We start from the raw sequence: 25,410 nt of genomic DNA, 5'->3' as shown, positions 1-25,410 counted from the left end.
CCACCAACAAGGTGCGCCGCAACATGCCGGACCCTGTACCTGCTGAGTCGCCTCCTACGCGCCCGTCGCCACAATCCGCTCATGACGCGAAGCGGCCTCGCCTAGCGCCTGCTCCAGCGGCATCCCCTCCTCGACACCCTCCATGATCATCCTCTGCAGAATGGCGCCGAGCATGTCGACATTCGCGGCCATCAGCGGCCGGACCTCGCGCAGGAACTCGCAGGTCGGCGGATCGTAGGCGTATGGTTGCAGGAAGTCTTCGAGCGCGCGCCCGGTGGCGAGCGCGTGGCACATGTCGTAGAGCAGGTTGAAGCAGCGCACCTGTTGCAGCGGGTCGCTCTCCCCCAGGTTGATGCGGACCTCCTCGGCCAGGTCGCGGCGGAAGTCCTCGAGCGGGTAGGCCGCATGTGCCTTGACGACATCTTCAGGCGTGAATTCCCATTCCATGGCGTTTTCTCCTCCTCTTTCGGCAAACGTGCCGTGTCAGCCGAAGATGGCCGTGAAGGCGTCCTCGTCGTCGCGGCAGATCGGGCAGCTTTGCTGCGGGGTATGCGAGACGAAATGGCGGTCGCAGCGCGTGCAGCGCTGCTTGGCCATCGACAACAGCACGCGCGGCGTTTGTTCGGGCCGCGCGTCGAAGGACGCATCGGCATCGAGCACGTGCGGCTGGCAGACCTCGAGGCAGACCGCGCAAGCAACACAGCGGTCGGCATCGAACTTGAGCTGATAATCCGCCGGCGACTCCTCGATCTGGATCGCACCCGTCGGACAAACGCGGAAGCAGGCCTCGCAGTTGTTGCATCCGGGCTGCAGCGACAAGGCCATCATCGGGAGCGCATCGTGCAGCGGCACACGGAAAGGCTGGTCGTCCTTGCGCTTGCACACGATCTGCAACAGCTCGCGCCGCTCCGGCAGCGCGTAGGGGCCGGGGCGGATCGCCTTGTCCGGAGTCGATGGCGCCGACGCAGGGGGCTCGAGAGACTGCGCAACCTCCGCCACACCGCGTCCCACCAGGCGGCGGAACCACTGTCGCCGCACAGCCGCAAAGGGCGCAGATCCGCGACTGTCGGCGTTCGCGAAATCGGCCTCGTCCAGTTGCGGAGCGATCCAGTCGGCGGGTTTCTCGATGCTGGCAGCCGCATCCTCAAGTAGCCCGCAGGCATCGAGATTGCTGGCGAGCTGGGCCGCGCCGCGGGGACCGTGCGCGCAGTGCTCGCAATGCGCGGCCCCCCGCAGGGTGACCGGAATCCGGCGCTTGGCCAGATACGCGAGGCTGGCCGCATCCACCGCGCCAAGGCAGGGCACGACAGCGTCTCCGCTCGCGCCCGACGGGGCGCAGGCGATCGTGAAGTGCTCATGCCGGATCGCCTGACGCAGCATGTCCACCGGCTTCAAGGCCTCGCTCGCGAGGGCGTCGGTCGGGCAGGCGGTGACGCAGAGCGCACAGTTCTGGCAACGCGCGGGGTCGATCCTCCCCCCCTCGTCGGTGAGCGCGAGGGCGTCGTGCGGGCAGGCGTCCGCACACCGGCTGCATGCGCTGTAGCGAAAGCGGTAGCGCGTGCAGCGGCTGGCGCGGAGTTCAGGATAGGCCAGGCTCATCGGGGCGCGGTCCGCAGTTGCTGCAGGGCGGGTCCGTGCTCGCAGGTGTTCTTGGGAATCACGAACTGGAACGCGCGGCCGCCCGGCGGCTCGGCGTTGATGCGAGTAAGCACGCGTTGCCAGGCGAGGACACCGCCCTCGACCGCCAGGACCGGGCTGCCGGGATGGGCGGCTGCGATCGAATCGGCCACCGCCAGCGCGGCCTCGTCGGTGTCCGCGACCACCACCACCGTGGCCGTCGGGTTGATCCGTAGATCCTCGCGATAGACGAGGGCCTCGTCCAGCGGCGAGGCCTCGCGCGCGGCCGCGGTGCGCGCATCGACGACGCAACAAGGCGGGCTCACCCGCAGCGCCAGGCCGAGCTGCATCTCGTTGCGCAGGCTCGCTGCTGCGTGGGCCTGTACCGAAGCGGTCAGCAAAAAGACCGCCAGCACACCGCCAACGTAGCGTCGGAATCGCGTGATCATGCTTCCTCCATGTCGGTCATCGGCTCCACGGGGACCAACAGATCACCCAGCAGCACAGCGCGACGCTCAAAAAGCGCCGTCGGCAGCGCAATCCGGGTGACCTTGCCGTAGCGCACCCAGTCAGCCAGCGCCGGTTCGAACTGCCCGCCCGGGGCGATCCAAAAGCCTTCGCCCAGGGCTTCGACCAGCCCGGCACACAGGTTGAGGTCAGTGTCGTCGAGGACATCCACCTGCACCAGCACGGTGGCGATCCCACGCTTCTTCATCTCGCCCAGCCACCAGTCCACGCGGATGCCGGTGGCGCTACCGTCGGCGCGCACAATTTCCCAGCCGGGCTCGCACAGCGACGGCGTCACCACCCGAAAGTCGGCGTTCGACACGGTGTCGAAGGACCACGACACCGCCATGCGGCGAGCAGGCACGAACAGCCCGACGCGATCAAGCCCGAAGCGCGCGGCGAGCCGCAGCGGCAGATCCGCATCGCTCAGCACCGCCTCGCCCAGCAGCACCTGCGGCGCACCGGCTTCGAGCAGGGCGGCGGCACGGGTCTCGTCGCCCTGGCGCAGGATCGCGATACCGCCGTCCTCCACAAGCGGTGCGCACCCAGGCTCATCGAACCGGAACAGCAACTCGACTTCCGCCGACACCTTGGCCCTGTCAGCGGTATCGGCGGTATCGGCAAGGCAGGCGCAGCGGATCATGTCGGCAGCGCTCCGTCGTGCTCGAACTTCGCATACACGAAGGGGAACATCGGGTTTTCGCCATCAGCCGGCAGCGACGCGATCAGCGGGCGCAGCGTTTGAAGGGTGCCGATGATCGGATCGATCTGCACCCCCATGAAACGAGGCCGGTATTTGCCGAGCGCGATGAGCGCATCATCCACCATCAGCAAGGCGCCCTCCTGATTGCGGTTCTGGGTGAAGAACAGCGCCAGCGTGGCAAACGCCAACCCCTGCAGAAACTCGGCCTCGGGGTCGCGCGTGCCCAGCACGCTGTTGCGGATCAGGCGCGACCAGCGCTCATTGAGCAGGTCGTGCAGCACACCGAGCTCGTTCGAGTTCCACAAGGTGGCCACCTCGGACCAGTCGATTTCGGACAGCACCTGGCGGTCGGGCGGCAGGATCGGCCGGGCTTGAAGATCGAGCAGCATGGTCGAAACCTCCTGTGGGTCAGCGCAGATCGTGCAGGGTGTGAACGTTCGCCGCACGCTGTTGCGTGTCCGGAATCGACTCGCAGCCATTGCACACAGGCTCGTCGGGATTGAACTCGACGCGGATCTCGCTCTTCGGGACCACGGCGCGGGCGTGATCTTCGTCGTCGATGCGCAAGCCCATCGCAGCGATCTCCTCGCCGGCAAAGCCCTGGAGGAAGGCGGCCATGCCACGGTAGAAGGAATGCTCGGCGACCTGCTCGACGAGGCGGGCGTAGCCGCGCACCCAGCGCGCGTGATGTTGCGTCCAGAAGCGCTTGAGGTCGCGCTCGATGCGCCGGGCGAGCGCTTCGTCGCCGGCGGCGAGTGCCCCACTGCAACGCTCGAGCAGCTCGGCGACGAACATCAGCTCGACCCCGAGCTGGTCGGGAAACAGCTCGAAGCGCCCCTTGCCCACGACGAAGCCCCACTTCGCGTAGTCCTGGGCGACCTGAAAGTGCGGATCCTGCTTGTAGCGTCCGGTCAGCCGCACCGATTCGACGGGCGGAAAGCCACCGCTGGCCGCGAACAAGGTGGTGTATTCGCAGGCCAGCCGCTCGACCAGGGCGCCCTCCTCCGCGTCGAGGAAATCGGCTTCGAAGCACACGCCCGCGGCGGCCAAGCTCGCGAGCACTTCCGGGCAGCGCAGGGCGCGAACGAAATCAGCATCGGCCTCCTCGACGAACACCCCGGCCAGCAGCCGGCACAGGCTGGCGCGCGCGTCGTACTCGGCACGCCGCTCGGCGATCGGGCGCGGCGGTGGCGCGCGCTCGTCGACGACCACTGCATGCTCGTCGTCGATCGCAAGCAATGTTTTCAGCATGTTGTCTCCGGTTCGATTCCGGGTCGCCATGCGGCCCGGCTGGACGATTCACAGCCGGCGGAAGCGCCGAAATCGGCGCCCCCACCCCCTGGGCTCAGTGCCCGCCCGACGCCTTGGGCTTCACGCTTTCGGGTCCGGCCCACGCCGCCATCTCGGGGTGCATCTTGCGATGCAGGTCACCCGTGTAGGCGTAGCGCATGGTCTCCTTGTAGGCCGCGTAGTGTTTGTCCCAGTCGCCGTGGATATCGCCGTACTTGTCGTTCGGCCCGGCCTTGGTGACCTTCACCACCGTGTCGTACCAGCCCTGGGAGCCGCCGATCGGGTCGGCCACCGCCGGGATGATGGCGTTCGGATGCACGCCCTTGTCGTCCCACCACACGTTGTTCAGGTCCGGATCCTCTTCACCGTGGCTGGCGTCACCCTTCCTGTCCTTGAGCTTCAGGGTGGCAAGCCGGCCGTATTCCCAGTGGCCGAAGCCGGTGGCGATCGAGATCACCTGCGGGTGGATGCCCTCGGTGACGTAGGCCTTGGTCACCAGATAGCCGACCGGGCTCTCGACGCGCACCAGATCACCCGTCTTCACACCGAGCTTCTTCGCCGTCTCCGGGTTCATCCACGCCGGGTTGCTGTGCGCGATCTCGGCCAGCCACTTCACCGCCGCCGTGCGCGACTGCTTGTGCACGTTGAGCTTGAAGGTCGACAGGATCATCTCGTCGTCCTTCATGGTCTCGTGCCAGGGGATGCGCTTGAAGGTCGGCATCGGGTTGAAGCCGTACTCGGCCCATTCATCCACGCGCACGTTGATCACCCGGTTGGGCGTCGGGAAACCCACGTAGTTGCGCCCGTTACGCCGGATGCCGATCGCCTTGCCGTTTTTCGTGATCAGTCCGTGCGCGTCCACCATCGCGCCCTCCATGTCCGCCGCCGACAGTTCCTTCCGGTACAGGCCGTACTCGGCCTGGATCTCGCGTCCGGTCTTGTCGGTGACCTTGCCGGTCTTGGGGTCGAGCGTGCCGTAGATCGGCCACACACCGTGCTTCTTCAGGAAGTCCAGCCCGCCCGCCTCCTTAAGCCCGGGCACGTTGTCGAAGTGATGGCGCATGTAGTCCTCGCCATCCTTGAAGGCCCAGAACTGCTTCATGCCGCGCGAACCGTCCGGGTCGAGCTTCCAGATGATGTCGCGCAGCAGCACGCGGTTCTCGCGCGACTCGCCGAGCGACTTGTGCACCGGCTGGCGGATGCCGAGCCACGGCCACAGCGAGTTGGGCATCGACTCGGGTTCCCAGCGCTCGAGGTAGGGGCAGTCGGGCAGGATGATGTCGGCCAGCGCCGTCTCCTCGCCCATGTGCGAGCTCATCGAGATGAAGTACGGGATCAGTTTCTCGTCGCGGTACAGCTTGCCCCACACCGCCTGCGCACCCGGGTTGGTGTAGACCGGGTTGTCCTGGTAGGTGAAGGCCACGTTGATCTTCTGCCGGCCCTCGGCAATCCAGAACGGCACCAGGTGGCTGACCTTGTGCGAGGCGAGCGGATACTCGGGCGGATGCGCGAGCACGGAATCGTGCTTCGGCCCGGGGGGCTGCGGATTCGGCTGCGGCCAGCCCATGCCGCGCGGCAGGCAGTAGCCGCCGCGCTTTTCCACGTTGCCGGTCATGATCGGCAGCATCATGCAGGCCTTCTCGTTGTACGAGCCGTACAGGTGCTTGGCCGGGCCGCGGTAGGTGAACAGCGTCGCCGGCTTGGTGGTGGCGAACTCGCGCGCGATGCGCTCGATCGTCTGCACCGGCACGCCGGAGATCTTCGACGCCCATTCCGGCGTGTATTGCGCGTAGTGCGCCTTCAGCTCATCCACCGTGACGTTGGTCCAGGTGTCGATGAACGCGCTGTCCTGCAGGTCCTCGCGCAGGATCACGTGGCCGATCGCCAGCGCCACCGCGCCGTCGGTGGCCGGGAACACCGGGATCCACTCGTCCGAGAAACCCGCCGTGTTCGACAGGCGCACGTCGAAGGTGACGATCTTCATGTGGTTGTCGACGCGGCCCTCGGCGATGCGCTGCGACAGCGGGTTGTGGAAGTAGGCCGCCTCGAGGATGTTGGAGCCGAAGTTCAGCACGTACTTGGCGTTGGCGAAGTCGGGCGTCTCGATGTCCGGCCCCCAGGTCGGCTCCTGTCCCACCTTCTTCGACGACTCGCACACCGAGGTGTGGTTGAGCACGGTGGCCGAGCCCAGCGTCTTCATGAAGCGGTCGATCGTGCCGCCGGTGCGGTTGCGCCCGTATTTCAGCATGATCGTGTTGGGGTCTTCCTTGAGCGCAGCGTCGAGCTTCGCCGCCACTTCGGTCAGCGCCTCCTCCCAGGTGATGCGCTTCCACTTGCCTTCGCCGCGTGCGCCGACGCGCTTGAGCGGATACAGGATGCGGTCGGGGTCGTAGCTGTACCACATGCCCGAGTTGCCCTTCGCGCACAGGCGGCCGCGGGTGGAGACGTGCTCCGGATTGCCTTCGAGTTTCACCACGCGGTCGTTCTCGACGTAGGCGATGGCGCCGTCCTGGATGTTGCAGACGTGGCAGTTGACCGGGATCGCCTTGCGCTCGGCAGCGGTGACCGGGCTAAAGTCCTTGCCGCCCAGCTCGTTCTCCATGGCGTGCAGCATGCGCGGCGCGAGCGCGGCGGCGGCAGTCGTGCCGGCACTGGCCTGCAGGAAGGTGCGACGGGTGATTTTCGGGAAGTCCATTTGAAGATCTCCTTGCCTGACCGGTCAGTAGAGGGTCTGCAACTGTTGGGGACCCATCAGCAGCGCATAGCGCAGGGCCGCGCCACCGAGCAGGACGAGCAGCGCAGCCAGCGCGATGCCCACCTGCTGGCGGCCGAAGGGCGCGAGCAGCAGCGCGATCGGCGCCGCGGTGCCGGCGACAATGCCCATGCCGACGAAGATCAGGCCCATCGTGCCGGTGGTGAGGATGAGGAAGGTGAGCTCCTGCGCCGAGCCGCCGTAGCTGGTGGTGCCCAGGATCGAGATCAGCATCACGCCCACCGCCCCGCAGGACCACATCAGGTACTGGCGCAGCACGCGCTGGGCGCCCTCGTTCCCGGCCGCCAGCAAGGCCCCTACCGCCGAGCCCGACGCGATCGCCATGGCGACGAACAGCACCGGGATGACCGGCGTGTTCCACACCGGACGCGACTGATGCACCGTGAGGTCGTAGCCGGTGTAGATCGGCAGGCCCAGCGCGAGCAGCGCGGTGATTGCGGCGAGCAGCTTGCCCCGGCCTTCGTCCCCCTTCTTCAGCGCCAGCAGATACAGCACCGACGCGATGCCGAAGGCGACGATGTTCAGCGCTCCCCAGGCGAGCGGCGACGAGAAGTTGAGGTAGGCCGGATTGAGGATGGCGAGGAAGCGCATCGGCTGCGACAGGTCGCCGATCAGCAGCAGGCCGCCCAGCGCGAGCAGGACGAAGGACACCACCGCCGCCTTGACGCGCAGCGGCCGCAGCTCCGGCGTCACCCACGAGCCGTAGGACAGGAAGGCCAGCCCTGCGCAGATGCCGATCACGAAGAAGTAGATCGCGTAGGTCGCGTGCCACGACACATCGTGGAACCAGACGTAGTCACCCATGGTTTTCTCCTCAGATGTCGAAGTGGCGCTTGAACGCGCTTCGATCGAGCTCCATCACCTCGGGCTTGCGATAGGCATCGCGCCCGAACTCGGTCTGGTTGCGGTCGGCCCCGATGTAGAACACGTGCGGCTTGGTGCCCTCCTCCGGGCGCAGCACCTGGGTGGCGTGGGTCGCGACCAGGTACGAGACCTCGCTGTTCGGATCGTTGAGGTCACCGAACACGCGCGAGCGTCCGATGCAGGTCTGCACGCAGGCCGGCACCAGGTTCTGCGTCACGCGGTGGAAGCAGAAGGTGCACTTGTCCACGACATTGGTGATCGGCGTGTAGCTGCGGTGCGAGGGCAGCATGAAGCGCGCGTTGTAGGGGCACGCCGCCATGCAGCTCCGGCAGCCGATGCAGCGCTCATAGCGCTGCAGCACGAAGCCGCCGTCCTCCACCTTGAAGGTGGCCTCCACCGGGCAGTTGCGCACGCAGGGCGGATCGTCGCAGTGGTTGCACAGCCGCGGCAGGAACTGCTTCCTGACGTTGGGGTACTTGCCGACAACCTTGTACGGCACCCAGGTGCGATTGACGCCGAGCGGCGTGTCGTACTCCGCCTTGCACGCCACCTGACAGGCCATGCAGCCGATGCAGCGCCGCGTGTCGACCACCATCGCGAACCGGCGCTTGCCTGGCGCCTCCCTGGTCTCGATCGGCGAGACCCTGAGTTCTTCACTCATGCCTTCCCCCTCCAATGAATGCAGCGCGCCGCGCCGCGATCGCAGTGGCCTTCGCAGCAGACGGGTCATCGGCGCCCAATCCGCCGGCCCCGTCCGTGTGCATGCGGACCACTTGAGGGGTCCGTCGCAAAAACCAGGCCAGGAACAGGGTTTTTGGCCACGAGTCAGCAACGCCGGGGACGCCAGCCCCGTCGCCATGCGAGATGGGAATCGGGGGTGTTACGGCGGCGTAACATCGGCACCGATTGCTGCAGCGCAAACCGTTACGCCGCCGTAACGCCCCGCCGGCACGGGCTGACAAGGAATCGCCACGATGCCTATCATGGGCAGATGAACAGGGATGCCTCCGCCCGCTCGCCTGCCCCCCAAAGCGACCTCGAACACGCGCCGCGGCGGGGCTTTCTGCGCGCGGTCGGCGCAGCGGTATTGCTGCAAGGACTTCCGGCGCGCGCGGAGGCCATGCCCATTCGCATCGGCCTGACCCCGGTCTTCCTCGACGACCAGATGCGCTTCGTGGGTCAGTGGCGGCAGTGGCTCGAGCGCAAGCTCGGGCGCGCGGTCGTCTTCGTGCAGCGCGGCAGCTACCGCGAGATCGTCGACCTCGTGCGCGCGCACAAGCTCGATTTCGCGTGGGTCTGTGGCTATCCCTTCGTGCGCTACCAGAACGAGATGACGCTGGTGGCGGTGCCGCTCTGGCGCGGTCAGCCAAGCTACCAGTCCTACATCATCGTGCCCGCGGACGACACCCGCAGCACGGCCTTGTCCGAGTTGCGCGGCAAGGTGTTCGCCTACTCCGACCCCGACTCCAACTCCGGCTACCTCTACCCCCGCTATGTGCTGACCACACAGGGCGAGGCGCCGGACAACTTCTTCGCCCGCAGCTTCTTCACCTGGGCGCATCGCAAGGTGGTCGAGGCGGTCGGGGTCGCCCTCGCCGATGGGGGGGCGGTAGACGGCTATGTCTGGGAGACCCTCGCCGAGTCCCACCCCGACCTGACGCGCGCGACCCGGATCATCGATCGCTCGCCCCCGCTGGGCTACCCGCCCTTCGTTGCGCGCGCGGACATCCCGGCCGACGAACTGAACCGGTTCCGCACCGTCCTGCTCGAGATGGCGGACGACCCCGGCGGGCTGGAGCTGCTGCGTCGCCTTCGCCTCGACGGCTTCACCGTCGGCGCACCCACGCTCTACGACGAGATCGCTGACATGGCCGCGCGCGTCAGCCACCCATGAACCGGCTCGCCGATCTCTCCCTGCGCTGGAAGATTCCGCTGCGGGTCGTGGGGGCCGTGCTCGGCACCGCGATCGCGGTGACGGTGGCGCTGGTCGCGCGCGACTACGAGATCGTGCGCCAGAACCTCGAAGGCCACGCCCGCAGCATGGGGCGCGTGCTGGCGCACACGCTGGTCATGCCGGTGCTCCATGACGACATCTGGCGCGCGTACGAGATCCTGCAGTCGGCCCATGAACCCAACCCCGCCGCACCGGAGCTGCAGGCCCAGGTGGTGCTCGTCACTGATGCGGACTATCGCGTGTTCGTCTCCACCCGGCCGCGCACCTTTCCGATCGGATCAAGCGCAGCCACCCCGGGGGGTGCCTACGGGCTGCTGCGCGCAGAGCTATCGCACGGCGCCCCCGAGGACCAGCGCCTGCTGGAACCCGCCGACAGCCCGCTCTTCTTCGTGATGACACCGCTGATTTCGGACGGTGTCGCGCTCGGCCACGTCATCCTGGCTTATGCAAAGCCGGCCCTGCTGCCGCGCGTCGCGGGCCTGGTCGGACGGGCGGGCGGGGTGACGGTGCTGGTGCTGATCCTGTTGCTGCCGGTGTCCTGGGCCTGGGCCCAGCGCACCGCACGGCCGCTGCTGCGCCTGGCGGAGGCCATGAAGCAGCTCCCGCTCGAGGTCGAGGCCGCACGGCTGGCCGACCTGCCGGAGAGTCGCGACGAAATCGGCCAGCTCGGCGCGGCCTTCCGGCGCATGGTGGCCGAGATGCGCGTCAAGCAGGAGATGGAGCGCCAGATGCTGAGCTCCGAGCGGCTGGCAGCGATCGGCCGCCTGACCGCCGGCATCGCGCACGAGATCAACAACCCGCTCACCGGCATGCTCACCGCGCTCAACACCCTGCAGCGCCACGGGGGCGACGCCGAACGCACCGAACGCACGCTGTCGCTGCTGCAGCGCGGGCTGAGCCAGATCCGCAACACGGTCTGCGCGCTGCTGGTGGAGGCGAAGATTGCCGATCGGGACTTTGCGCCCGAGGACGTCGACGATCTGCTGATCCTGGTCGAGGCCGAGGCCCATGCGCGCGCGGTGCGCGTCGTCGTCGATGGACGCATCGCCGCGCCGGTCCCGCTACCGGCGACACTGCTGCGCCAGATCGTGCTGAACCTGCTCCTGAACGCGGTGACCGCCGCCGAGGCCGGGGGCATGGTCAGGCTTGACGTGCGCACGGCCGGGCGCGCACTGGCCGTCGCCGTCTTCAACGATGGCGCCCATATCGGCCAGGACGAGATGCCCTACCTGTTCGAGCCCTTCTCCAGCGGGCGCGAGAGCGGCCACGGGCTCGGACTGTGGATCGTGTATCAGATCACCCGCCAGCTCGGCGGAGAGATCCACGTCGAAAGCGCACCCGGCTCCACGACCTTCAGCATCGAGATTCCCTATGGCAACTCCTGACAGTACGCCGCAGCCGCGGATCTGCCTGATCGAGGACGACGAGATCATCGGCGAGTCCTTGTCCGACCGGTTCCGGCTCGAGGGCTTCGACGTGGACTGGTGCCGCACCGGCGCCGAAGCGAGGGATGCGCTCGCCACCCGGCGCCATGCGGTCGTGGTCAGCGACATCCGCCTGCCCGACTGCAACGGTGGCGACCTCTTTATCGAGCTCCTCGCCGAAGCCCCGGCGCTGCCGCCCTTCCTGTTCATGACCGCGTTCGGGGCGATTGAGCGCGCGGTCGCGCTGATCAAGGCAGGCGCCGCCGACTACATCACCAAGCCCTTCGATCCGGACGCTCTGGTCGCCAAGGTCTGTGCGCTCGCCGAGCGCTATGGGGTGGCCCGGACTGCCTCAGGACGCGACGAGCGTCTTGGCGTATCGCCGGCAATGGGCCGGATCGCCGAGAACATGCCTCGCTTGGCCCGGCATACCGAGTCCTTGCTCATCACGGGCGAGTCCGGGGTCGGCAAGGAGCATGTGGCACGCCTGTTCCATTACCATGCCGCCGGCGGCGAGGCGCCCTTCGTCGCGGTCAATTGCGCAGCAATTCCAGAGAGCCTGATCGAGTCCGAGTTGTTCGGCTACGAGAAGGGCGCATTCACCGGCGCGGCCAAGGCCCGGCGCGGTTACTTCGAACAGGCGCAGGGCGGCACGCTGTTCCTGGACGAGATCGGCGACATGCCGCTGTCGATGCAGGCCAAGCTGCTGCGCGTCCTGCAGGAACATCGGCTGCAACGCCTGGGCGGCGAGACGACGATTGCGGTGGACTTCCGCCTCGTCTGCGCCACCCACTGCGACCTCAAGGCGATGGTGGAGGAAGGCCGCTTCCGGGAGGACCTCTACTACCGCATCAACGTCATCCACCTGCGCATTCCGCCGCTGCGCGAACGCAAGGAAGACATCGTCTGGTTCATGCAGCACTTCGTCGAGGCCTTCAACCGCGCCCATCCGGAGGAAGCCCGGCGGATCGATCCGCGCACGCAGGAAGCGCTCGCGCGTTACCCGTGGTCGGGCAATGTGCGCGAACTCAAGCACGCCGTCGAGCGCGCCTGCATCCTGTCGCCGGGCCCGGTCCTCGGCGCCGACGCCTTCTTTGGCGAAGACCAGGACGTCGGCGCCGAAGCGCCGACCTCACGCCCGCTGGCGGATTACCTGATGGACTGCGAGCGCGATTACCTGCGCATGGTCCTCGAGCAGCACGGCGGGCACATGACCCACAGCGCCGAGGCACTCGGCATCACCCGCAAGACCCTGTGGGAAAAGATGCGACGCCTCGGGCTGCAGGCGCGCGACGACGCCTGAAGATGGCATCCCGAGGATCTCAGCCGCCGCACCTGGCCGAAACTTCGCTCAGCCGAAACGCCCGGTGATGTAATCCTCGGTTTCCTTCTTGACCGGCTTGGTGAAGATGTCGCCCGTCACGCCGTATTCGACCAATTCCCCCACGTACATGTAAGCCGTGAAATCCGAAATCCGCGCGGCCTGCTGCATGTTGTGGGTCACGATCAGAATGGTGACCTTTTCGCGCAACTCGGTGATCAGTTCCTCGATGTTCGCGGTCGCGATCGGATCGAGCGCGGAGGTGGGCTCGTCGAACAGCAGCAGCTCCGGATCGGTGGCCAGGCAGCGCGCAATGCAGAGCCGCTGTTGCTGGCCGCCCGACAGCGCGGTGGCGGGCTGCTGGAGGCGATCCTTGACCTCATTCCACAGGGAGGCGCCACGCAGCGCGCTTTCCACACGGCCTTCGATCACGCTGCGACTGCGCTCCCCCCGTACCTTGAGGCCATAGGCCACGTTCTCGAAGATCGACTTGGGAAACGGGTTCGGCTTCTGGAACACCATGCCGATGCGCATGCGAACCTCGATCGGGTCCACCTTGGGATCGACGATATTGGTGTTGTCCGGATGGAAAACGATGGCGCCCTCGTAGCGGTTCCCGGGATACAGATCGTGCATGCGGTTGAACGAGCGCAGCAGGGTCGACTTGCCGCACCCCGAGGGGCCGATGAGCGCGGTCACGCGCTTGTCCAGCACCGGAAGGTTCACCTTCTTGAGAGCGTGAAAGTCACCGTAATAGAAGTTGAAATCGCGGGTTTCCGCCTTCAGTTCGGTTTTCAGTTCAGTTTTGGCCATGAGGGCGTCTCTGGATCAGTTTTCGGAGTCGGGCAGCGTCGCTTACCAAGCGATGCTCTTGCGCAGGCGATAGCGGAGCCAGATCGCAAGTGCATTCATCAGCAGGGTCATCAGCACCAGGATCAGACCTGCCGCGGCCGCGTTCTGCTGGAATGCCTCTTCGGGGCGCGAGGTCCAGTTGAACATCTGGATCGGCATCACGGTGAAGCCCGACCACAGCCAGTCGAAGTTGATGAACGGCGCCGTGGAGGAGATCGGCGACGCGGGCAGGAAGGCGATGAAGGTCAGGGCACCGATCGTGATGATCGGCGCGGTTTCGCCAATCGCTCGCGACAGGCCGATGATCACGCCGGTCATGATGCCGGGAGTCGCGTAAGGCACCAGATGGTCGCTGACCACCTGCCACTGGGTCGCGCCGCAACCATACGCACCTTCGCGCACATGAACCGGAATCGCGCGCAGCGCCTCACGCGTGGCGACGATGATCACGGGCAGGATCAGCAGGCCGAGCGTCAAGCCCGCCGTCAGCACGCTCTGGCCAAAGCCGAACATGTAGACGAACACGCCCAGGGCGAGCAGGCCATAGACGATGGACGGCACGCCGGCGAGGTTGGTCACGTTGATCTCGATGATGTCGGTGACCAGATTCTTCGGTGCGTACTCCTCGAGATAGACGCCTGCCGCCACGCCGAGGGGAACGGCCGACAAGGCGGTCACGAGCATGACCAGCAGCGAGCCGACCCACGCCGACAAGATGCCCGCATTTGCCGCCCGACGCGACGGAAAGCTGGTGAAGAAGTCCGGGTTCAGGCGCTCCCATCCGTTGATCACCATCTGGCCGAACAAGGTCACGAAGGCCAGCACCCCGACCGTCAATGCCAGAAAGCCGGCAACTGCGAAGATCAGATCCCAGCGGCGGTTGCCTCGGATGATGCCGCGGATCGAAGCGATGTCTTGATTGTTCATTCTCAGGAATCCGGTATCAGTAGGCTTCGCGATAACGACGGCGAATCAGGTGCCCCATGATGTTGAAGAACAGGGTCAGCAGCATCAGGCTCAGACCAGCAGCGAAAATCGACTGATATCCGATCGAACCATGCGGCAGGTCGCCCATTGCGACTTGCACGATGTAGGCCGAAATCGTCTGCGCCGGCTGCGTCGGATCCATGGTGAAGTTCGGCTGCATGCCTGCAGCAACCGCCACGATCATAGTCTCGCCGACTGCACGCGAAATCCCGAGGATGTAGGCCGAAAGCACGCCGGAAATCGCGGCCGGCAGGACCACCCTCACGGCAGTCTGGAAGCGCGTGCTGCCCATCGCGTATGCACCCTCGCGCAGGCTCATCGGCACCGCCCGCATCGCATCCTCGGAGAGCGAACTGATGTACGGAACGATCGCGATGCCCATCACGAGACCCGCTGCGAGCATCGAGAAGCCGGGCAGGGACGGAAAGAAGTATTGCAGAACGGGCGAAACGACCGTCAGCGCAAAATAGCCATAAACGATGGTCGGGACACCACCGAGCAACTCGAGAAACGGTTTGACGATCTCACGCACACGAGGTGAGGCAAACTCGGAAATGTAGATGGCGATCACCGTGCCCAGCGGCACCGCGACCGCAAGCGCGACCAGGGACGTGGTTACGGTACCGAGCAGCAAGGGCAGGATGCCGTAGCGCGGCGTCGAGAACAGCGGCGTCCACATCGTGTCGGTGAGGAAATCCCACACCGGGACGTGTTCGAAAAAGTGATACGACTCGAAGATCAGGATCCAGATGATCCCGATGGTCGTCAGGACTGAAACCGAGGCGGCAAGAAAGAGTACGAGTTCGATGGCACGCTCGCGCACATTGCGCGAAAGCTTTCTCGACAGGCGCTCGCTGACCGTAGTGGTGTGCATGGACGACATGTCCATCCTCATGACTCGGGATCCAGGCACGGCTCCCTCCAAGGGTGAAAAACTGCCTGGACGGGACAACCCCCATCCAGGCAGTTCGGAGAATCAAGGATCAGAGCTTGGCTTCGCGCGAGATCAGCTCTTCGATCGTCACGCCCACGTCGGCATGGCCACCGAACACCGTGCCGAGCTTCTTGCTCTTCATGTGCTCCATGTTGGCCTCATAGGCCTTGGCCGGCAGCGGCACGTACTTGACTTCCGAAGTGAGCGCCGGGGCGTTCTTCATGTAGAAATCGACGAACTGGCGCACCTCGGCGCGCTCGAGCGCCTTCGCCGAGACGTAGATGAAGATCGGACGGGCCAGCGGGTTGTACGAACCATCGATCACGCTCTTCTCGGACGGCAGCACTGCGTCGCCCTTGGCATTGACGATCGCCACGGCCTTCAGCTTGCCCTGGTTCTCGGCGTAGTAGGCGTAGCCGAAGTAGCCGATCGCGTTGACATCACGCGACACGCCCTGGACGAGAACGTTGTCGTCCTCGGAGGCGGTGTAGTCGCCCCGGGAAGCCTTGGACTTGCCGTTGATGGCCTCGGTGAAGTAGTCGAACGTACCGGAGTCGGAACCCGCCCCGAAGAGGTTGAGCGGCGCATCCGGGAAGGACGGGTCGACCTGGTTCCAGTTCGAGACCTTGCCCTGGGCATCCGGCTCCCACATCTTCTTGAGCTGCGCGACGCTGAGCTGGGTGATCTTGCTGTTCGGATTGACGACGACGGTCAGGGCATCGAAGGCCACCGGCAGTTCGTAGTAGGTGATCCCTTCCTTGGCGCAGTCTTCCATTTCCTTCTTCAGGATCGGGCGGGATGCGTTGGCGACGTCGATCTCACCGCGGCAGAACTTCTTGAAACCGCCACCGGTCCCGGAAATGCCCACGGTGACCTTGATCTCGCCCTTGACCGACTTCTGGAAATCTTCCGCGACGGCCTCGGTGACCGGGTACACGGTGCTGGAGCCGTCAACCTTGACCAGCGATTCGGCTTGGACCGACGTCGCGGCGAGCGCGAGGAATGCAGAAGCAAGAACGGTTCGTTTCATCGATTTCTCCGAAAGTTATGCACGAGGCCAGGCGCAAGAAACGGCACCTGTAGCACCACGCCGAATGCTAGCGGCGCAATGTTTCAGAAAAATGAATCGTCACAAACACTGCAATCATGGGCGTCGCGGGAGAGGCTCGATCGAGCACGAGGATGACTCGGCGAGCCGATTCGGGCGCGTGCCCGGGCGGCTTCGAAGCGCACACTGAGCGCAACGCGGTCGGAGAAGCAGCCATGCGCCGCGGGCATTCACGGCAGTTGGTGTCAAGCGACACGAAGATTTAACCCCCTGACGACATCTGGAATTGACCCCCTGGGTTAATCAACTCTCCGACGTGATCGGGGTGGGGGCAGCGGCCTTCTGCAGAAGGCCGCTGCGGCGCTTGTCGCGCAGCCGGTAGCTGTCGCCCCTAATTGTGATGACCTGGCTGTGATGCAGCAGCCGATCGAGGATGGCGGTAGCGGCCACCGCGTCGCCGAACACCTGCCCCCACTCGCCAACGGGCCGGTTGCTGGTGATCAGCATGCTGGCCCGCTCGTAGCGTCGCGACACCAGCTGGAAGAACAGGTGCGCAGCGGCCGGCTCGAGCGGCAGGTAGCCCAGCTCATCGATGATCAGCAGCTTGGGCTTGGAGAGCTGCAGCAGCTTCTCCTCGAGCCGTCCGTCGGCGTGCGCCTTCGTGAGCCCGGCCATCAGCGCCGCTGCCGAGGTGAAGAGCACCGTGTAGCCGCGATCCACCGCTTCGCGCCCGAGGGCGACCGCCAGGTGCGTCTTGCCTACGCCCGGCGGACCGAGCAGCAGCAGGGCCTGACCGTGCCCGATCCAGCGACCGGAGGACAGATCCCGGATCTGCCCTGGATCGATCGAGGGCTGCGCGTCGAAGTCGAAGCCTTCGAGCGTGCGCACGCACGGGAAACGGGCGAGCTTCATGCCCATCTGGATGCGTCGGGTGTCGCGCCGGGCGACCTCGCGCTCGGCCAGGAAGAGCAGCGCTTCGCGCAGTGTCATCTGCGCCCGGCTGGCTTCGTCGAGCAGGCTGTCGAGCTGGTCGCGGATCGCCGTGAGCCGCAGCCGGGTGAGCAGTTCGTCGAGTCGGTCGGCATCGATCATCACCAGCCTCCTCCGACGAGCGCTTCGTACTCGGCCAGCGGACGCAGCAGCGCATCGGTGGGCGGCGGCGCCTCGATCTGGGCCGGCGGCAGCGACCCACCCAGCAGGTGGCTGCGCTCGATGCTGCGACCGCGACTGCCGGCGAGCTCCGCATGGCGGGCGACTTCCTCGCCGGCGTACTCGACCACCACGGTGTCGGCGCTGACCACGACCGTCACCGTCTCGCCAATCAGCCGCCACGGCACGCTGTAGGCGTTGGTGTCGAGCTCGATGCAGCCCTCCGCATTGACTCGGCGCACGAGCTCGCGCACCTGCAGGAAGGGGGCGATCCCGGCAACCGGACGCAGGTGTTCACGCTCCAAGTCGAAGCGCTCAGCGGGCGTGACACCGGTCGTACCGTGGATGCGCACATCGGCCACCTCGCGCTGCCAGCGCGCCAGGTGCGCCTCCATCGCCGTCCAGCTCTCGAAAGCATGGCCGGCGATGGCGTTCTTCTTCACGTAGCCCACGCCGTTCTCGGTCTTGCCCTTGGTGCGCGCGCGAAACGGCGCGCACGCCTTGGCACGGATATCCCAGTGCCGGCAGAACGCCTCGAAGCGGCTGTTGAGTCGGACCTGGCGCGTCTGCGTGTCGTGTTTGTCGACCAGCGCCTTGGCGTTGTCGATGAGCAGCGTCTGCGGCCGTCCGCCGAAGTGGACAAACGCCGCCTCGATCCCAGCGAACCACGCACTCTGGCGCTCGTGCCGGAACGCGCACGCAAATCCCCGGCGCGAATAGCCCAGCGTCGCCACGAACAGGAACACTCGCACCGACTCGCCGCCGATCAGCACACGTGTCTGGCCGAAGTCGATCTGCATCTGTTCGCCCGGTCCGGTCTCGAAGCGGATCGTCGCACGGCGACTCGCCTCCAGTTCCTGGCGGAACCCTCGACACGCGCGCTCGACCGTGCGCAGGCTCGTCTCGATCCCCAATTCCTTGCTCAACTGCTGACGCACCACGTCGCAGTTGCCCCGGTGCTGCAGGAAACGCTCCCGCAGCCATGCGTCGTGACCGCCCAGCACGCTGGCACGCTGCGGCTGCCGGTACGCCACCGGCCCGCCCGCGTTCAGATACCGCCGCACCGTGTTGCGCGCGATGCCCAGCGCCTTCGCAATCCGCTTCGCACCCCAGCCCGATTGCCCCAACCGAACGATCGTCGTGACCGCCTCCGGCTCCAACATCTCCTGCACTCCGCAAACCAGACGGCGTACAGGATTCACCTCGATGTGCTTCGTTTCCAATGATGGCCTCCTCGCGAACGAGGGGGTCAGTTCCTCGTGTCGCTAGGGGGTCAATTTACGGTGTCGCCTGACAGTTGGAAACTGGAACCTGGCCACCCCGGGGACTGCAGATCGAACTGAAGCTGGCACAGGACGCACGAGCCCCGACAGCTCGGTCACGGAAGGCAACGCTCGAACGGGAGCGAGGACGGGCTGAGCTCACACCGGCTCGGTCACAGCGTGGTCGCGGTTCGGCCACGGGATGAGCACAAAACAAAACGGGCCAGGTCCGCAAAGACCTGACCCATTGAATTGTTTGGCGCGCCCGAGACGATTCGACCCTGCCTTCGGAGGGTAAAGCAGGCCGTTGTTTCCCGCTGTTCTTAATCGGTCCACAACGTGCTCAGCACATCACCGGAACCGTAAACTTCTGTCGCAAAAGAGATTATCTGTTCGCCACTTAGTGACATCGCACGCCTTGCCAAACCGATCGCCACGCCGATTTGTCACATCCGGGCAAACAGATCAGGTTTTGCGACATGGATTTATCGCACCAGAAATGACCCGTGCCTGCCGCAAGGCACATCCCTTTCTTGCGGCATTCAAGCACTTCTGTATAACATACATTCACGCAGATCACTTGCGCAAAAGGTCCCCTAGGACCGCCCCTCACGGCATCGAGCAATTCATGCCGCAAAAGGCCTTCAGGCCGCCTGCACCTGCACATGGTGCCATCGCAGCGTCAGTCCGTCTGTCGCTGCCACGAACCGACTCACGCATCATCCGTCCTCGCTCAACTCCGCATTGATCCTTCGCTGCTGACGCTCCAGCTGGCGGGCGTCTGATCGCGTCGTCGTTATCCACGTTGCCCCATCGCGGCAACAGATCTCCATTTCCCTTCAACCCTTCTGGTCAATTCGGGAGATCTGACCATGGATGACACCAACCCTTGCACTCTCATGCCATCGCCGGAAGGCGAGGACTACTTGCGCCCTGCCGAACCCCAGTCCACCGCCAGCCATCCGGAAGCCGAAACGCAGTCGGACGAACTCCGCCACGCTCGCCAGCTCCTCATTCGAACTTTTGCCGTTCCAATCTCCGGCATCGGGCTGGCGGCCTTGGCGCATGAACTCAGGGCAGACCTGGATGCCTTGGACCGCGGCATCGTCTCCACTGAGCTGCCCGACGCACTTCGGAAGCTGCTTGATACCCTCTGCCAAGACAGAGCAGACGCGGTTCGCGATCTGGCCTACCTCCGATCCCTGCCGGCCTGCCCGCTGCGGGATTTGCTGACACAACCAAGTCTGACCCTCCCGCCCCCTGAACGACGCTGCCTGCGGAGCGTCCGCGCACTCCTTGCACTCCACCTCCTTTCCGAAAGCAACGGTCTTGGGAGAACGTTGGCCGCCGAGCTCTCGCGCTGGATGCGCGGAAAGGGCCTCCGTTTTGCACAGCCCCTGGAGCTGTCGGCCGACGAACTTCGACTCCGGCGGGACAGTCTCCCACCCGGCACCCCTCAAGCTGCACTCATGGCAGTTCTGGTTGAGGCACTTTCCCGAAAGTTCAGCAACCCGTTCGTTACTCGCCGGGCTGTTCAAGTCATTTCGCATTCTTCAGGCGAGGAGCGACGCGAGGCGCACGAGGCGGCTTCCGAAGTGGGAAGTGATCAGCAGGCCCGGTCTGTTGCCGACCCCCTGAGAGGACGTAAAGCTACCATCGGAAAGGCCGGTTGCCGGGTTCTGTCCGGCACACCGGCCCTGTATGAATACGCACAACCGTTCGAGCTCGAGGCCATTGTTCCGAAGATCTTGGACCGCTGGCGCACAGGACAGGAGGACGAAGCGCTCGGCGCTCTGCTGACGCTTCATCTTGGCGTTATGCCTTCGAGCTTCTGCCAGGTACCTCTCACGTCCGAATCAGGGGCTGGAATCCGGATCAATCTCGCTGCTGGATGCCTTGAATGGAATCTCGACGAGGTAATCGGACGGCACACCCCTGACAATTCGTTTACCAGATCGTCATCGGACCGTTACGTGCAGGTGCCGCTTCCGTCCGAAACCGTCGCAGAGTTGAGGAGACGACAGCAGAGCACCGGAGGGAAAACACTCGCCGATCTGTTCGATTCCGAGAAGGGGCACCTCGGGAAGAAGACCAAGTTGATGCTTCGTGAGCTGTCCCTGACATCCCACCGACCAGCGCTGAAACGACTGTCCTTCTCCTGGGGTCGCTACGTCCTCTCCCGGACAGGGGATGAAACCTACGCCGCCGCGATGGGCGTCGATTTCACACTCGGGACGACCGCCAACCTGAATTACTGCCTCCTTCGCGCAGCGAGAATCCGGTCAATCGCAAGCGAGTGCTACAGGCGCGTCGGGCTATCGGGAAACTGCGGCGGGCAGCCGTTGCCGGACGTCGGCTCGTTGCGACTCATCCCAGATGCCACGGCTCGCGCCTTCATTCGCGACAGCCTGTCGATAGTGCGGACCGCAATGACAGGCGTGCCTCGCCGATGCGCAATCGAAGTTGTGCATGAGGCCCACAACTTGGTCGCAACACATTTCTACGCCGCGCTGAAATTCATCCTCGCAGGCCGCAGCTTGCAAGAGGAGACGCTGACTCGCCGGTGCATCGATGTCGAAACCGGATTGTTCGTCGTCACGGACAAGCGCACCGCGCGCTACCACGAACACCGTCTGGGCTGCCTGCCCCCGACACTGAGGGAATGGCTCCGGGCCTATCTCGCCTGGCTCAGCAGCGTGGCCTATCGCATGGCCTCGATCGACCCCCACCTCGCGCGCGCCATCCGCTCCGTCGCGGAGGGCGACACAAAGGTCGAAGCTCATCCCCTGTTTTTTTGTTTCTCGGCCAATGGCACGACAGCTCCGCTCGGCGCGCACGACATTTCCCCGATCCTCGGCCGCCACCAGATGGCGTCGAATGCAGGACGCCATTTCCTCGATGTGCTGTTTCGCGACGCGGGGCTCGACAGCGCGGCGGTAATGGGCTGGATGGGCCGGGCGATGCCCGGACAGGAAATCATTGGCGCAGCCAGCAGCGTTGCGCCGCTCGAATTCCTGCTCCGGTGCGCGACCGTCATCGAAGACTGGTTAAGCGAACTGGCGCTCCCGCCGGCACCGGCCATGTCGTCCCGCAAACTCCATGACGCCCGCCACCACACTCATCCGGAGTATCGCCCCGTGCTTCTCGACGACTGCCCCGCGTCGCTCAAGGACGCAAAGGGAGCCGAACCCTGCCCCATCGGCCGGGACACGATTCACCTGGCGGCCCAATTCCCCGACCTGCTTCGCTTCTGGCGGACCGACAGTCCTCCAGGCGGCTGGGCGGGAATCGCCCTGAGCCTGATCTTCGAGGACGCGATTGTGCTGGATGAGGAGGTCATCGCAGTCCTGCAGGAACTCCGGCAGGGCATCCTGTACCGCCATCGCGAGATTCATTTCGTCGACGCCCGACCCGCTCCACTCGGAATTCGACGCGTGTGGCTGTCGCCAATCACGGTGCGCCTGATTTACCAAACACCTGCACTCGGCGGTTCGCTCGTCACGCTCGACACAATTTCCGAGGCGTTCCGACTGTTTCTGACCATGTCGGGAGCCGATTCAGCCGGAGGCTCCCCAGTCAGTTATGTCACGGCATGTGCCCGCGCGTACTTTGCACTCCGCACCCCGGGCATCCTCCGCGCGTGGATGGACGGTTCCAAGTTCTCTCGCACTGTCAGGCCACACTGCGTTGCGCGACAGTATCTGGGGTTGTGTGAGCCGCCTGCTCCCCGGGTCTCGCGCAATTCGCGAACAGTCCGCAGACCTGACGCGTTCAGAAAACATGTAAGGGACATTTGCGACGACGTCCCGGCGTCGAAGTCCCACCGAAGGGCCATTGATGAACTCAGGGAATGGCTCGATGAAACCGGATCGGCAGACGATCCGAGCTCAGAACACGAGTTGTCGGTCGGATACTGCCGGTCTCTGCTGGACCGTCACGACAATGTACACACGATCCTGCGCTACCTGACGGCCGCCGCCCCCTTCCTTCATGCGCTCAGCCGCGTCATTGCCTCCGGCGGACTTGAGGGAGTCGACTGGCTTGAACTGATCAACGAGGCGCCCGAGGATAAGGACGCGCATGATGGCCACGACAGCGCACCAACCAGAGCGGCCATCAACCAGGCGCTTGACTGGCTGGGGATCGACTATCGTCTCGGTCGAAGAGTCGGACCACCGCCAGCAGCACTCAGGTATACGGACCTCCTGACCGACCGTGAAACTCGCCTGGCCATTTCGATGCTGGCGGCACGCAGAAGGACCCCCGGTGACGAGTGGCATCGGGCCGAAGCGGCCTTGCGGCTGATGTCCGACGTCGCACTGCGATGGGACGAGATCATCAATCTCCGATTGACCGATGTCTGGATTGGGAGCTCCCCCGCCCCGCACATCGTCGTGACCAACGAATCGCGCGCAGCCCTCAAGACGAGAAATGCGCGGCGCGTGCTGCCGTTAAATGGCATGGAGACGATTCGCGAAGTACGGGCGCTCTACGACCTGCGAAGCTCGCGCTTCGGAGGAGACAAAATGATCCCCCTTCTGGGCGCCGATCTCGAGGATCGCGCAACCGACTCCGGCGACCGCATCCATGACCTGGTTACCGAGGCGCTGCGGCGAGCGAGCGGGGCGTGGGGCATTCATCCTCATTGCACTCGCGGCACGGTAATCACTTCGGAAATTGACGCAGTTCTGTCTCCGTCCAGGCACGAACGTCGGCCGATCGACTTGCGTCAGGCCCTCTATTCCATCTCCGCACGAGCAGGACACGGACACCCTGACGTCACTGTCGGGGAGTATTTCGCAGGGATGGACCACCAACGACGGGATTGGGCCACGGAAATTCTGCGGGCCGCCGATTGCCCACCCCGCCCCGCATTTCTGGAAGCGCTAACCGGAATCGCCGCGGCAACCTATCGCAAACGACTGAGCAGAGGCCTCAATGACGACTGGTTTGACGTCCTTGAGGGCCTGCAGTCGGACGCCATACCCACCGTTGGCGCCAAGGTGTGCGAACTCGGATCGCTTGTGCAGGCCGGGCTCGAAGAAATCCCCTGGACCGACGCGGATCTCCAGGAGGAGCGCCTCACGGCGACCGCCATCTATCTCGGTCTGCGCATGCTCAAGGAGGAGATCCATTCGGCTCGATTGACCGCGCGACTGACCCGTCAGGAGACAGAATCCGCGGAACAGATGCTTTCTGAACTGCAGCGAGCACGCCTCACCCGACTTGCAGGCCGACGCGACCTCTCCCGACAGCGCTTCATAACCGAAATGGCGAAAGCCAGATTGCCTGCAGCGATTGCCGCCTGCAATCTGGATGCCGACCTCCTGCGCGAGGTGGTCCTCGCAGCACATACCGCGGGGGATCCTCTCACGTTCGCACGGCCTGAACATGCCCTCCGGATGAGCCCCCTTCTCGGCCCGATCAGGTCTGCGGACATTCAAACAGTGTGCCTCGTGCGATCTTCGGGTCAATCAGCGGTCGACACATGCTGGTTGGATCGCTTCCGCAACGCGGGGTTCGGGTCGGTCCAATGTCGTCCGCCCCGGGACTTCCCGCGCGGCAGCCAATGCAAGGTGCTGTTCTGCCCCAAGTCATCCGACTCGGCGGGTCATCGCCGCGCATCGCCGCGGCATGCATTCCTCGTGACCATCTCAATTCTCGCAGTCCATTTCCGCAAGGAGCTGAAACAATGAGCGTCGAACCTGATCTGCGTAGCTGTCAACTGAAGCCTGGAGAGTATGCCGTCATCAACTTCATCACAGTGGATGCCGCCACCAATCCGATTCCTCTAAAGTCGCTGATTGAACATCTCCGAAAGTGCGGATCTGCACTCAGGCAAATCAATCCCCGTTGTCCTTCAACCCTGGTGGCGGAATTTCCGGCCGGCATCACCGTCCGGGCAGTCATTCCCGCAGCTGCGAACGGCGGGCTTTTCGGGCCACAAGACCCGCAATCCAGCCCCGCCGAACCCGCCTCAGCAGCGATCGATCTTCGCTCCAACAACGCAAGTACAACACCCACCGCTCAAACGCTTGAAGCCACAGCCCTTCGGAATGCGGAGTATTTGGCCACCGAGGCGCGCACCATTTCGATCAAGGCCGTTGACGTAGGAAACGACTTGGCCTCACGGGCAGAAATACACGCGATGGATGCCGAGGATCTGCCGGAACTGCTGGCCAACAGCCCAGATCAGGCAATATCGAGGGCCACGTACACCCTCGCGCGTGGTGCCGAGATGAAGCTGGACTACATCACCGCAACTCGCACCATTGGCGGCAACCGCCAGACGCCTGCTAACCATCACTCCCGAGAAACATTCGCGCTACGCGGCTGCCGGCTTGTCTCAACCAACACCGCCTTCACCTTCACGATGCGTGGCCATCGAGACGACCCCGAATGGCATCGGCTGATCCAGATGTTTCCGGACTGCATGGAGGTGCGTCTGGAGGAGGAAAGCCCGGAACTGCCGTTCGTCACGGAATCGGTCCTGCGAGAGATTCCGATCGACCTCGATATCTGCGTAGCGGAGCGAGTGGGAACAGGGAAGCACACTGCCATCCCGCTGCGCGTATGCAACCGTGACGCGGTGATCGATTCTCTGGCATCGCGCCTCCAGCTACTCACCGAGTTGGCCGCAAACGAGTAAGGGCTGCGACCAGCCAAGTGCTAAAACGAGATTGCGGGAACGCCTCGACCCGATAGCGATGGATAGCTCACAGCTG

General features: G+C 64.8%; 20 protein-coding genes. 5 read left to right on the top strand and 15 right to left on the bottom strand.

From position 1 onward, the window contains the following. Positions 1-54: 54 nt before the first annotated feature. The 9 genes from TMZ1T_RS01875 to TMZ1T_RS01835 form a co-directional block, all read right to left on the bottom strand. Positions 55-447, bottom strand: coding sequence for a hypothetical protein (locus tag TMZ1T_RS01875; protein ID WP_012584424.1), 393 nt, complete (start codon positions 445-447; stop codon positions 55-57). A 36-nt stretch (positions 448-483) separates the two neighbouring features. Further along, positions 484-1,599: a 4Fe-4S dicluster domain-containing protein gene (locus TMZ1T_RS01870; RefSeq protein WP_004307171.1), complete on the bottom strand. Its 1,116-nt coding sequence runs from the start codon at positions 1,597-1,599 to the stop codon at positions 484-486. Continuing rightward, entirely contained in the window at positions 1,596-2,066 is a 471-nt protein-coding gene (locus TMZ1T_RS01865; RefSeq protein WP_004307169.1) for a hypothetical protein, read from the bottom strand. The genes TMZ1T_RS01870 and TMZ1T_RS01865 overlap by 4 nt, the downstream gene beginning before the upstream one ends. After that, positions 2,063-2,767 (bottom strand): beta/alpha barrel domain-containing protein, encoded by a 705-nt coding sequence (locus TMZ1T_RS01860; RefSeq protein WP_004307168.1) that lies wholly within the window; start codon positions 2,765-2,767, stop codon positions 2,063-2,065. Before TMZ1T_RS01860 ends, TMZ1T_RS01865 begins: the two co-directional genes overlap by 4 nt. Continuing rightward, positions 2,764-3,216: a hypothetical protein gene (locus TMZ1T_RS01855; RefSeq protein WP_004307166.1), complete on the bottom strand. Its 453-nt coding sequence runs from the start codon at positions 3,214-3,216 to the stop codon at positions 2,764-2,766. Before TMZ1T_RS01855 ends, TMZ1T_RS01860 begins: the two co-directional genes overlap by 4 nt. A gap of 19 nt (positions 3,217-3,235) precedes the next feature. Continuing rightward, positions 3,236-4,078, bottom strand: coding sequence for a TorD/DmsD family molecular chaperone (locus TMZ1T_RS01850; RefSeq protein WP_012584423.1), 843 nt, complete (start codon positions 4,076-4,078; stop codon positions 3,236-3,238). A 94-nt stretch (positions 4,079-4,172) separates the two neighbouring features. Continuing rightward, positions 4,173-6,812: a molybdopterin-dependent oxidoreductase gene (locus tag TMZ1T_RS01845; RefSeq protein ID WP_004307163.1), complete on the bottom strand. Its 2,640-nt coding sequence runs from the start codon at positions 6,810-6,812 to the stop codon at positions 4,173-4,175. 24 nt (positions 6,813-6,836) lie between these two features. Continuing rightward, positions 6,837-7,694: an NrfD/PsrC family molybdoenzyme membrane anchor subunit gene (gene nrfD / locus TMZ1T_RS01840; RefSeq protein ID WP_004307160.1), complete on the bottom strand. Its 858-nt coding sequence runs from the start codon at positions 7,692-7,694 to the stop codon at positions 6,837-6,839. Between the two features lie 10 nt (positions 7,695-7,704). Continuing rightward, complete coding sequence (locus TMZ1T_RS01835; RefSeq protein WP_004307157.1) at positions 7,705-8,415, bottom strand: 4Fe-4S dicluster domain-containing protein; 711 nt, start codon at positions 8,413-8,415, stop codon at positions 7,705-7,707. 330 nt (positions 8,416-8,745) lie between these two features. On the opposite strand from TMZ1T_RS01835, the gene TMZ1T_RS01830 reads away from it, so the two are divergent. The 3 genes from TMZ1T_RS01830 to TMZ1T_RS01820 are packed head-to-tail and all read left to right on the top strand — an operon-like array spanning position 8,746 to position 12,435. Next, positions 8,746-9,648 (top strand): substrate-binding domain-containing protein, encoded by a 903-nt coding sequence (locus TMZ1T_RS01830; RefSeq protein WP_012584422.1) that lies wholly within the window; start codon positions 8,746-8,748, stop codon positions 9,646-9,648. Continuing rightward, positions 9,645-11,093, top strand: coding sequence for a sensor histidine kinase (locus tag TMZ1T_RS01825; RefSeq protein WP_004307153.1), 1,449 nt, complete (start codon positions 9,645-9,647; stop codon positions 11,091-11,093). Before TMZ1T_RS01830 ends, TMZ1T_RS01825 begins: the two co-directional genes overlap by 4 nt. After that, positions 11,080-12,435 carry a sigma-54-dependent transcriptional regulator gene (locus tag TMZ1T_RS01820; protein WP_004307151.1) on the top strand — a complete coding sequence of 452 codons (1,356 nt, stop codon included), beginning with the start codon at positions 11,080-11,082 and terminating at the stop codon, positions 12,433-12,435. Before TMZ1T_RS01825 ends, TMZ1T_RS01820 begins: the two co-directional genes overlap by 14 nt. A 48-nt stretch (positions 12,436-12,483) precedes the next feature. Here the strand turns inward: TMZ1T_RS01820 and pstB are convergent, their stop codons facing one another. The 6 genes from pstB to istA all read right to left on the bottom strand — a co-directional run bounded on the left by pstB (position 12,484) and on the right by istA (position 18,586). After that, a complete protein-coding gene (gene pstB / locus TMZ1T_RS01815; protein ID WP_012584421.1) occupies positions 12,484-13,266 on the bottom strand; it encodes a phosphate ABC transporter ATP-binding protein PstB in 783 nt (260 codons plus the stop codon). A 42-nt stretch (positions 13,267-13,308) separates the two neighbouring features. Further along, positions 13,309-14,232, bottom strand: coding sequence for a phosphate ABC transporter permease PstA (gene pstA / locus TMZ1T_RS01810; protein ID WP_004307148.1), 924 nt, complete (start codon positions 14,230-14,232; stop codon positions 13,309-13,311). A 16-nt stretch (positions 14,233-14,248) separates the two neighbouring features. Continuing rightward, entirely contained in the window at positions 14,249-15,181 is a 933-nt protein-coding gene (gene pstC, locus TMZ1T_RS01805; protein WP_004307147.1) for a phosphate ABC transporter permease subunit PstC, read from the bottom strand. A 94-nt stretch (positions 15,182-15,275) separates the two neighbouring features. Next, on the bottom strand, positions 15,276-16,256 hold the full coding sequence (locus TMZ1T_RS01800; protein WP_004307145.1) for a PstS family phosphate ABC transporter substrate-binding protein: 981 nt from the start codon (positions 16,254-16,256) through the stop codon (positions 15,276-15,278). 321 nt (positions 16,257-16,577) lie between these two features. Continuing rightward, positions 16,578-17,366, bottom strand: a complete 789-nt coding sequence (gene istB, locus TMZ1T_RS01795; protein WP_004299423.1) for an IS21-like element helper ATPase IstB — start codon at positions 17,364-17,366, stop codon at positions 16,578-16,580. Further along, a complete protein-coding gene (gene istA, locus TMZ1T_RS01790; protein ID WP_004299421.1) occupies positions 17,366-18,586 on the bottom strand; it encodes an IS21 family transposase in 1,221 nt (406 codons plus the stop codon). Before istA ends, istB begins: the two co-directional genes overlap by 1 nt. Before the next feature lie 971 nt (positions 18,587-19,557). Here istA and TMZ1T_RS01775 point away from each other — a divergent pair. Together TMZ1T_RS01775 and TMZ1T_RS20995 are read left to right on the top strand one after the other, a co-directional pair. Beyond that, entirely contained in the window at positions 19,558-24,381 is a 4,824-nt protein-coding gene (locus TMZ1T_RS01775; protein ID WP_012584418.1) for a site-specific integrase, read from the top strand. Continuing rightward, positions 24,378-25,334, top strand: a complete 957-nt coding sequence (locus tag TMZ1T_RS20995; RefSeq protein ID WP_012584417.1) for a hypothetical protein — start codon at positions 24,378-24,380, stop codon at positions 25,332-25,334. Before TMZ1T_RS01775 ends, TMZ1T_RS20995 begins: the two co-directional genes overlap by 4 nt. Positions 25,335-25,410 lie beyond the last annotated feature (76 nt).

Source organism: Thauera aminoaromatica (assembly GCF_000021765.1).
Classification (GTDB): Bacteria; Pseudomonadota; Gammaproteobacteria; order Burkholderiales; family Rhodocyclaceae; genus Thauera; species Thauera aminoaromatica.
The sequence above is the reverse complement of the archived record's forward strand: the minus strand, read 5'-3'. Positions and strand labels throughout refer to the sequence as shown.

Coding starts and splice junctions, on each gene's coding strand:
- pstB (WP_012584421.1), bottom strand. CDS start 13,266: ATGGCCAAAACTGAACTGAAAACCGAACTGAAGGCGGAAACCCGCGAT.
- pstA (WP_004307148.1), bottom strand. CDS start 14,232: ATGAACAATCAAGACATCGCTTCGATCCGCGGCATCATCCGAGGCAAC.
- TMZ1T_RS01845 (WP_004307163.1), bottom strand. CDS start 6,812: ATGGACTTCCCGAAAATCACCCGTCGCACCTTCCTGCAGGCCAGTGCC.
- TMZ1T_RS01865 (WP_004307169.1), bottom strand. CDS start 2,066: ATGATCACGCGATTCCGACGCTACGTTGGCGGTGTGCTGGCGGTCTTT.
- TMZ1T_RS01835 (WP_004307157.1), bottom strand. CDS start 8,415: ATGAGTGAAGAACTCAGGGTCTCGCCGATCGAGACCAGGGAGGCGCCA.
- TMZ1T_RS01820 (WP_004307151.1), top strand. CDS start 11,080: ATGGCAACTCCTGACAGTACGCCGCAGCCGCGGATCTGCCTGATCGAG.
- TMZ1T_RS01870 (WP_004307171.1), bottom strand. CDS start 1,599: ATGAGCCTGGCCTATCCTGAACTCCGCGCCAGCCGCTGCACGCGCTAC.
- TMZ1T_RS01825 (WP_004307153.1), top strand. CDS start 9,645: ATGAACCGGCTCGCCGATCTCTCCCTGCGCTGGAAGATTCCGCTGCGG.
- TMZ1T_RS01830 (WP_012584422.1), top strand. CDS start 8,746: ATGAACAGGGATGCCTCCGCCCGCTCGCCTGCCCCCCAAAGCGACCTC.
- TMZ1T_RS01775 (WP_012584418.1), top strand. CDS start 19,558: ATGGATGACACCAACCCTTGCACTCTCATGCCATCGCCGGAAGGCGAG.
- istA (WP_004299421.1), bottom strand. CDS start 18,586: ATGTTGGAGCCGGAGGCGGTCACGACGATCGTTCGGTTGGGGCAATCG.
- istB (WP_004299423.1), bottom strand. CDS start 17,366: ATGATCGATGCCGACCGACTCGACGAACTGCTCACCCGGCTGCGGCTC.
- pstC (WP_004307147.1), bottom strand. CDS start 15,181: ATGGACATGTCGTCCATGCACACCACTACGGTCAGCGAGCGCCTGTCG.
- TMZ1T_RS01850 (WP_012584423.1), bottom strand. CDS start 4,078: ATGCTGAAAACATTGCTTGCGATCGACGACGAGCATGCAGTGGTCGTC.
- TMZ1T_RS20995 (WP_012584417.1), top strand. CDS start 24,378: ATGAGCGTCGAACCTGATCTGCGTAGCTGTCAACTGAAGCCTGGAGAG.
- TMZ1T_RS01800 (WP_004307145.1), bottom strand. CDS start 16,256: ATGAAACGAACCGTTCTTGCTTCTGCATTCCTCGCGCTCGCCGCGACG.
- nrfD (WP_004307160.1), bottom strand. CDS start 7,694: ATGGGTGACTACGTCTGGTTCCACGATGTGTCGTGGCACGCGACCTAC.
- TMZ1T_RS01860 (WP_004307168.1), bottom strand. CDS start 2,767: ATGATCCGCTGCGCCTGCCTTGCCGATACCGCCGATACCGCTGACAGG.
- TMZ1T_RS01875 (WP_012584424.1), bottom strand. CDS start 447: ATGGAATGGGAATTCACGCCTGAAGATGTCGTCAAGGCACATGCGGCC.
- TMZ1T_RS01855 (WP_004307166.1), bottom strand. CDS start 3,216: ATGCTGCTCGATCTTCAAGCCCGGCCGATCCTGCCGCCCGACCGCCAG.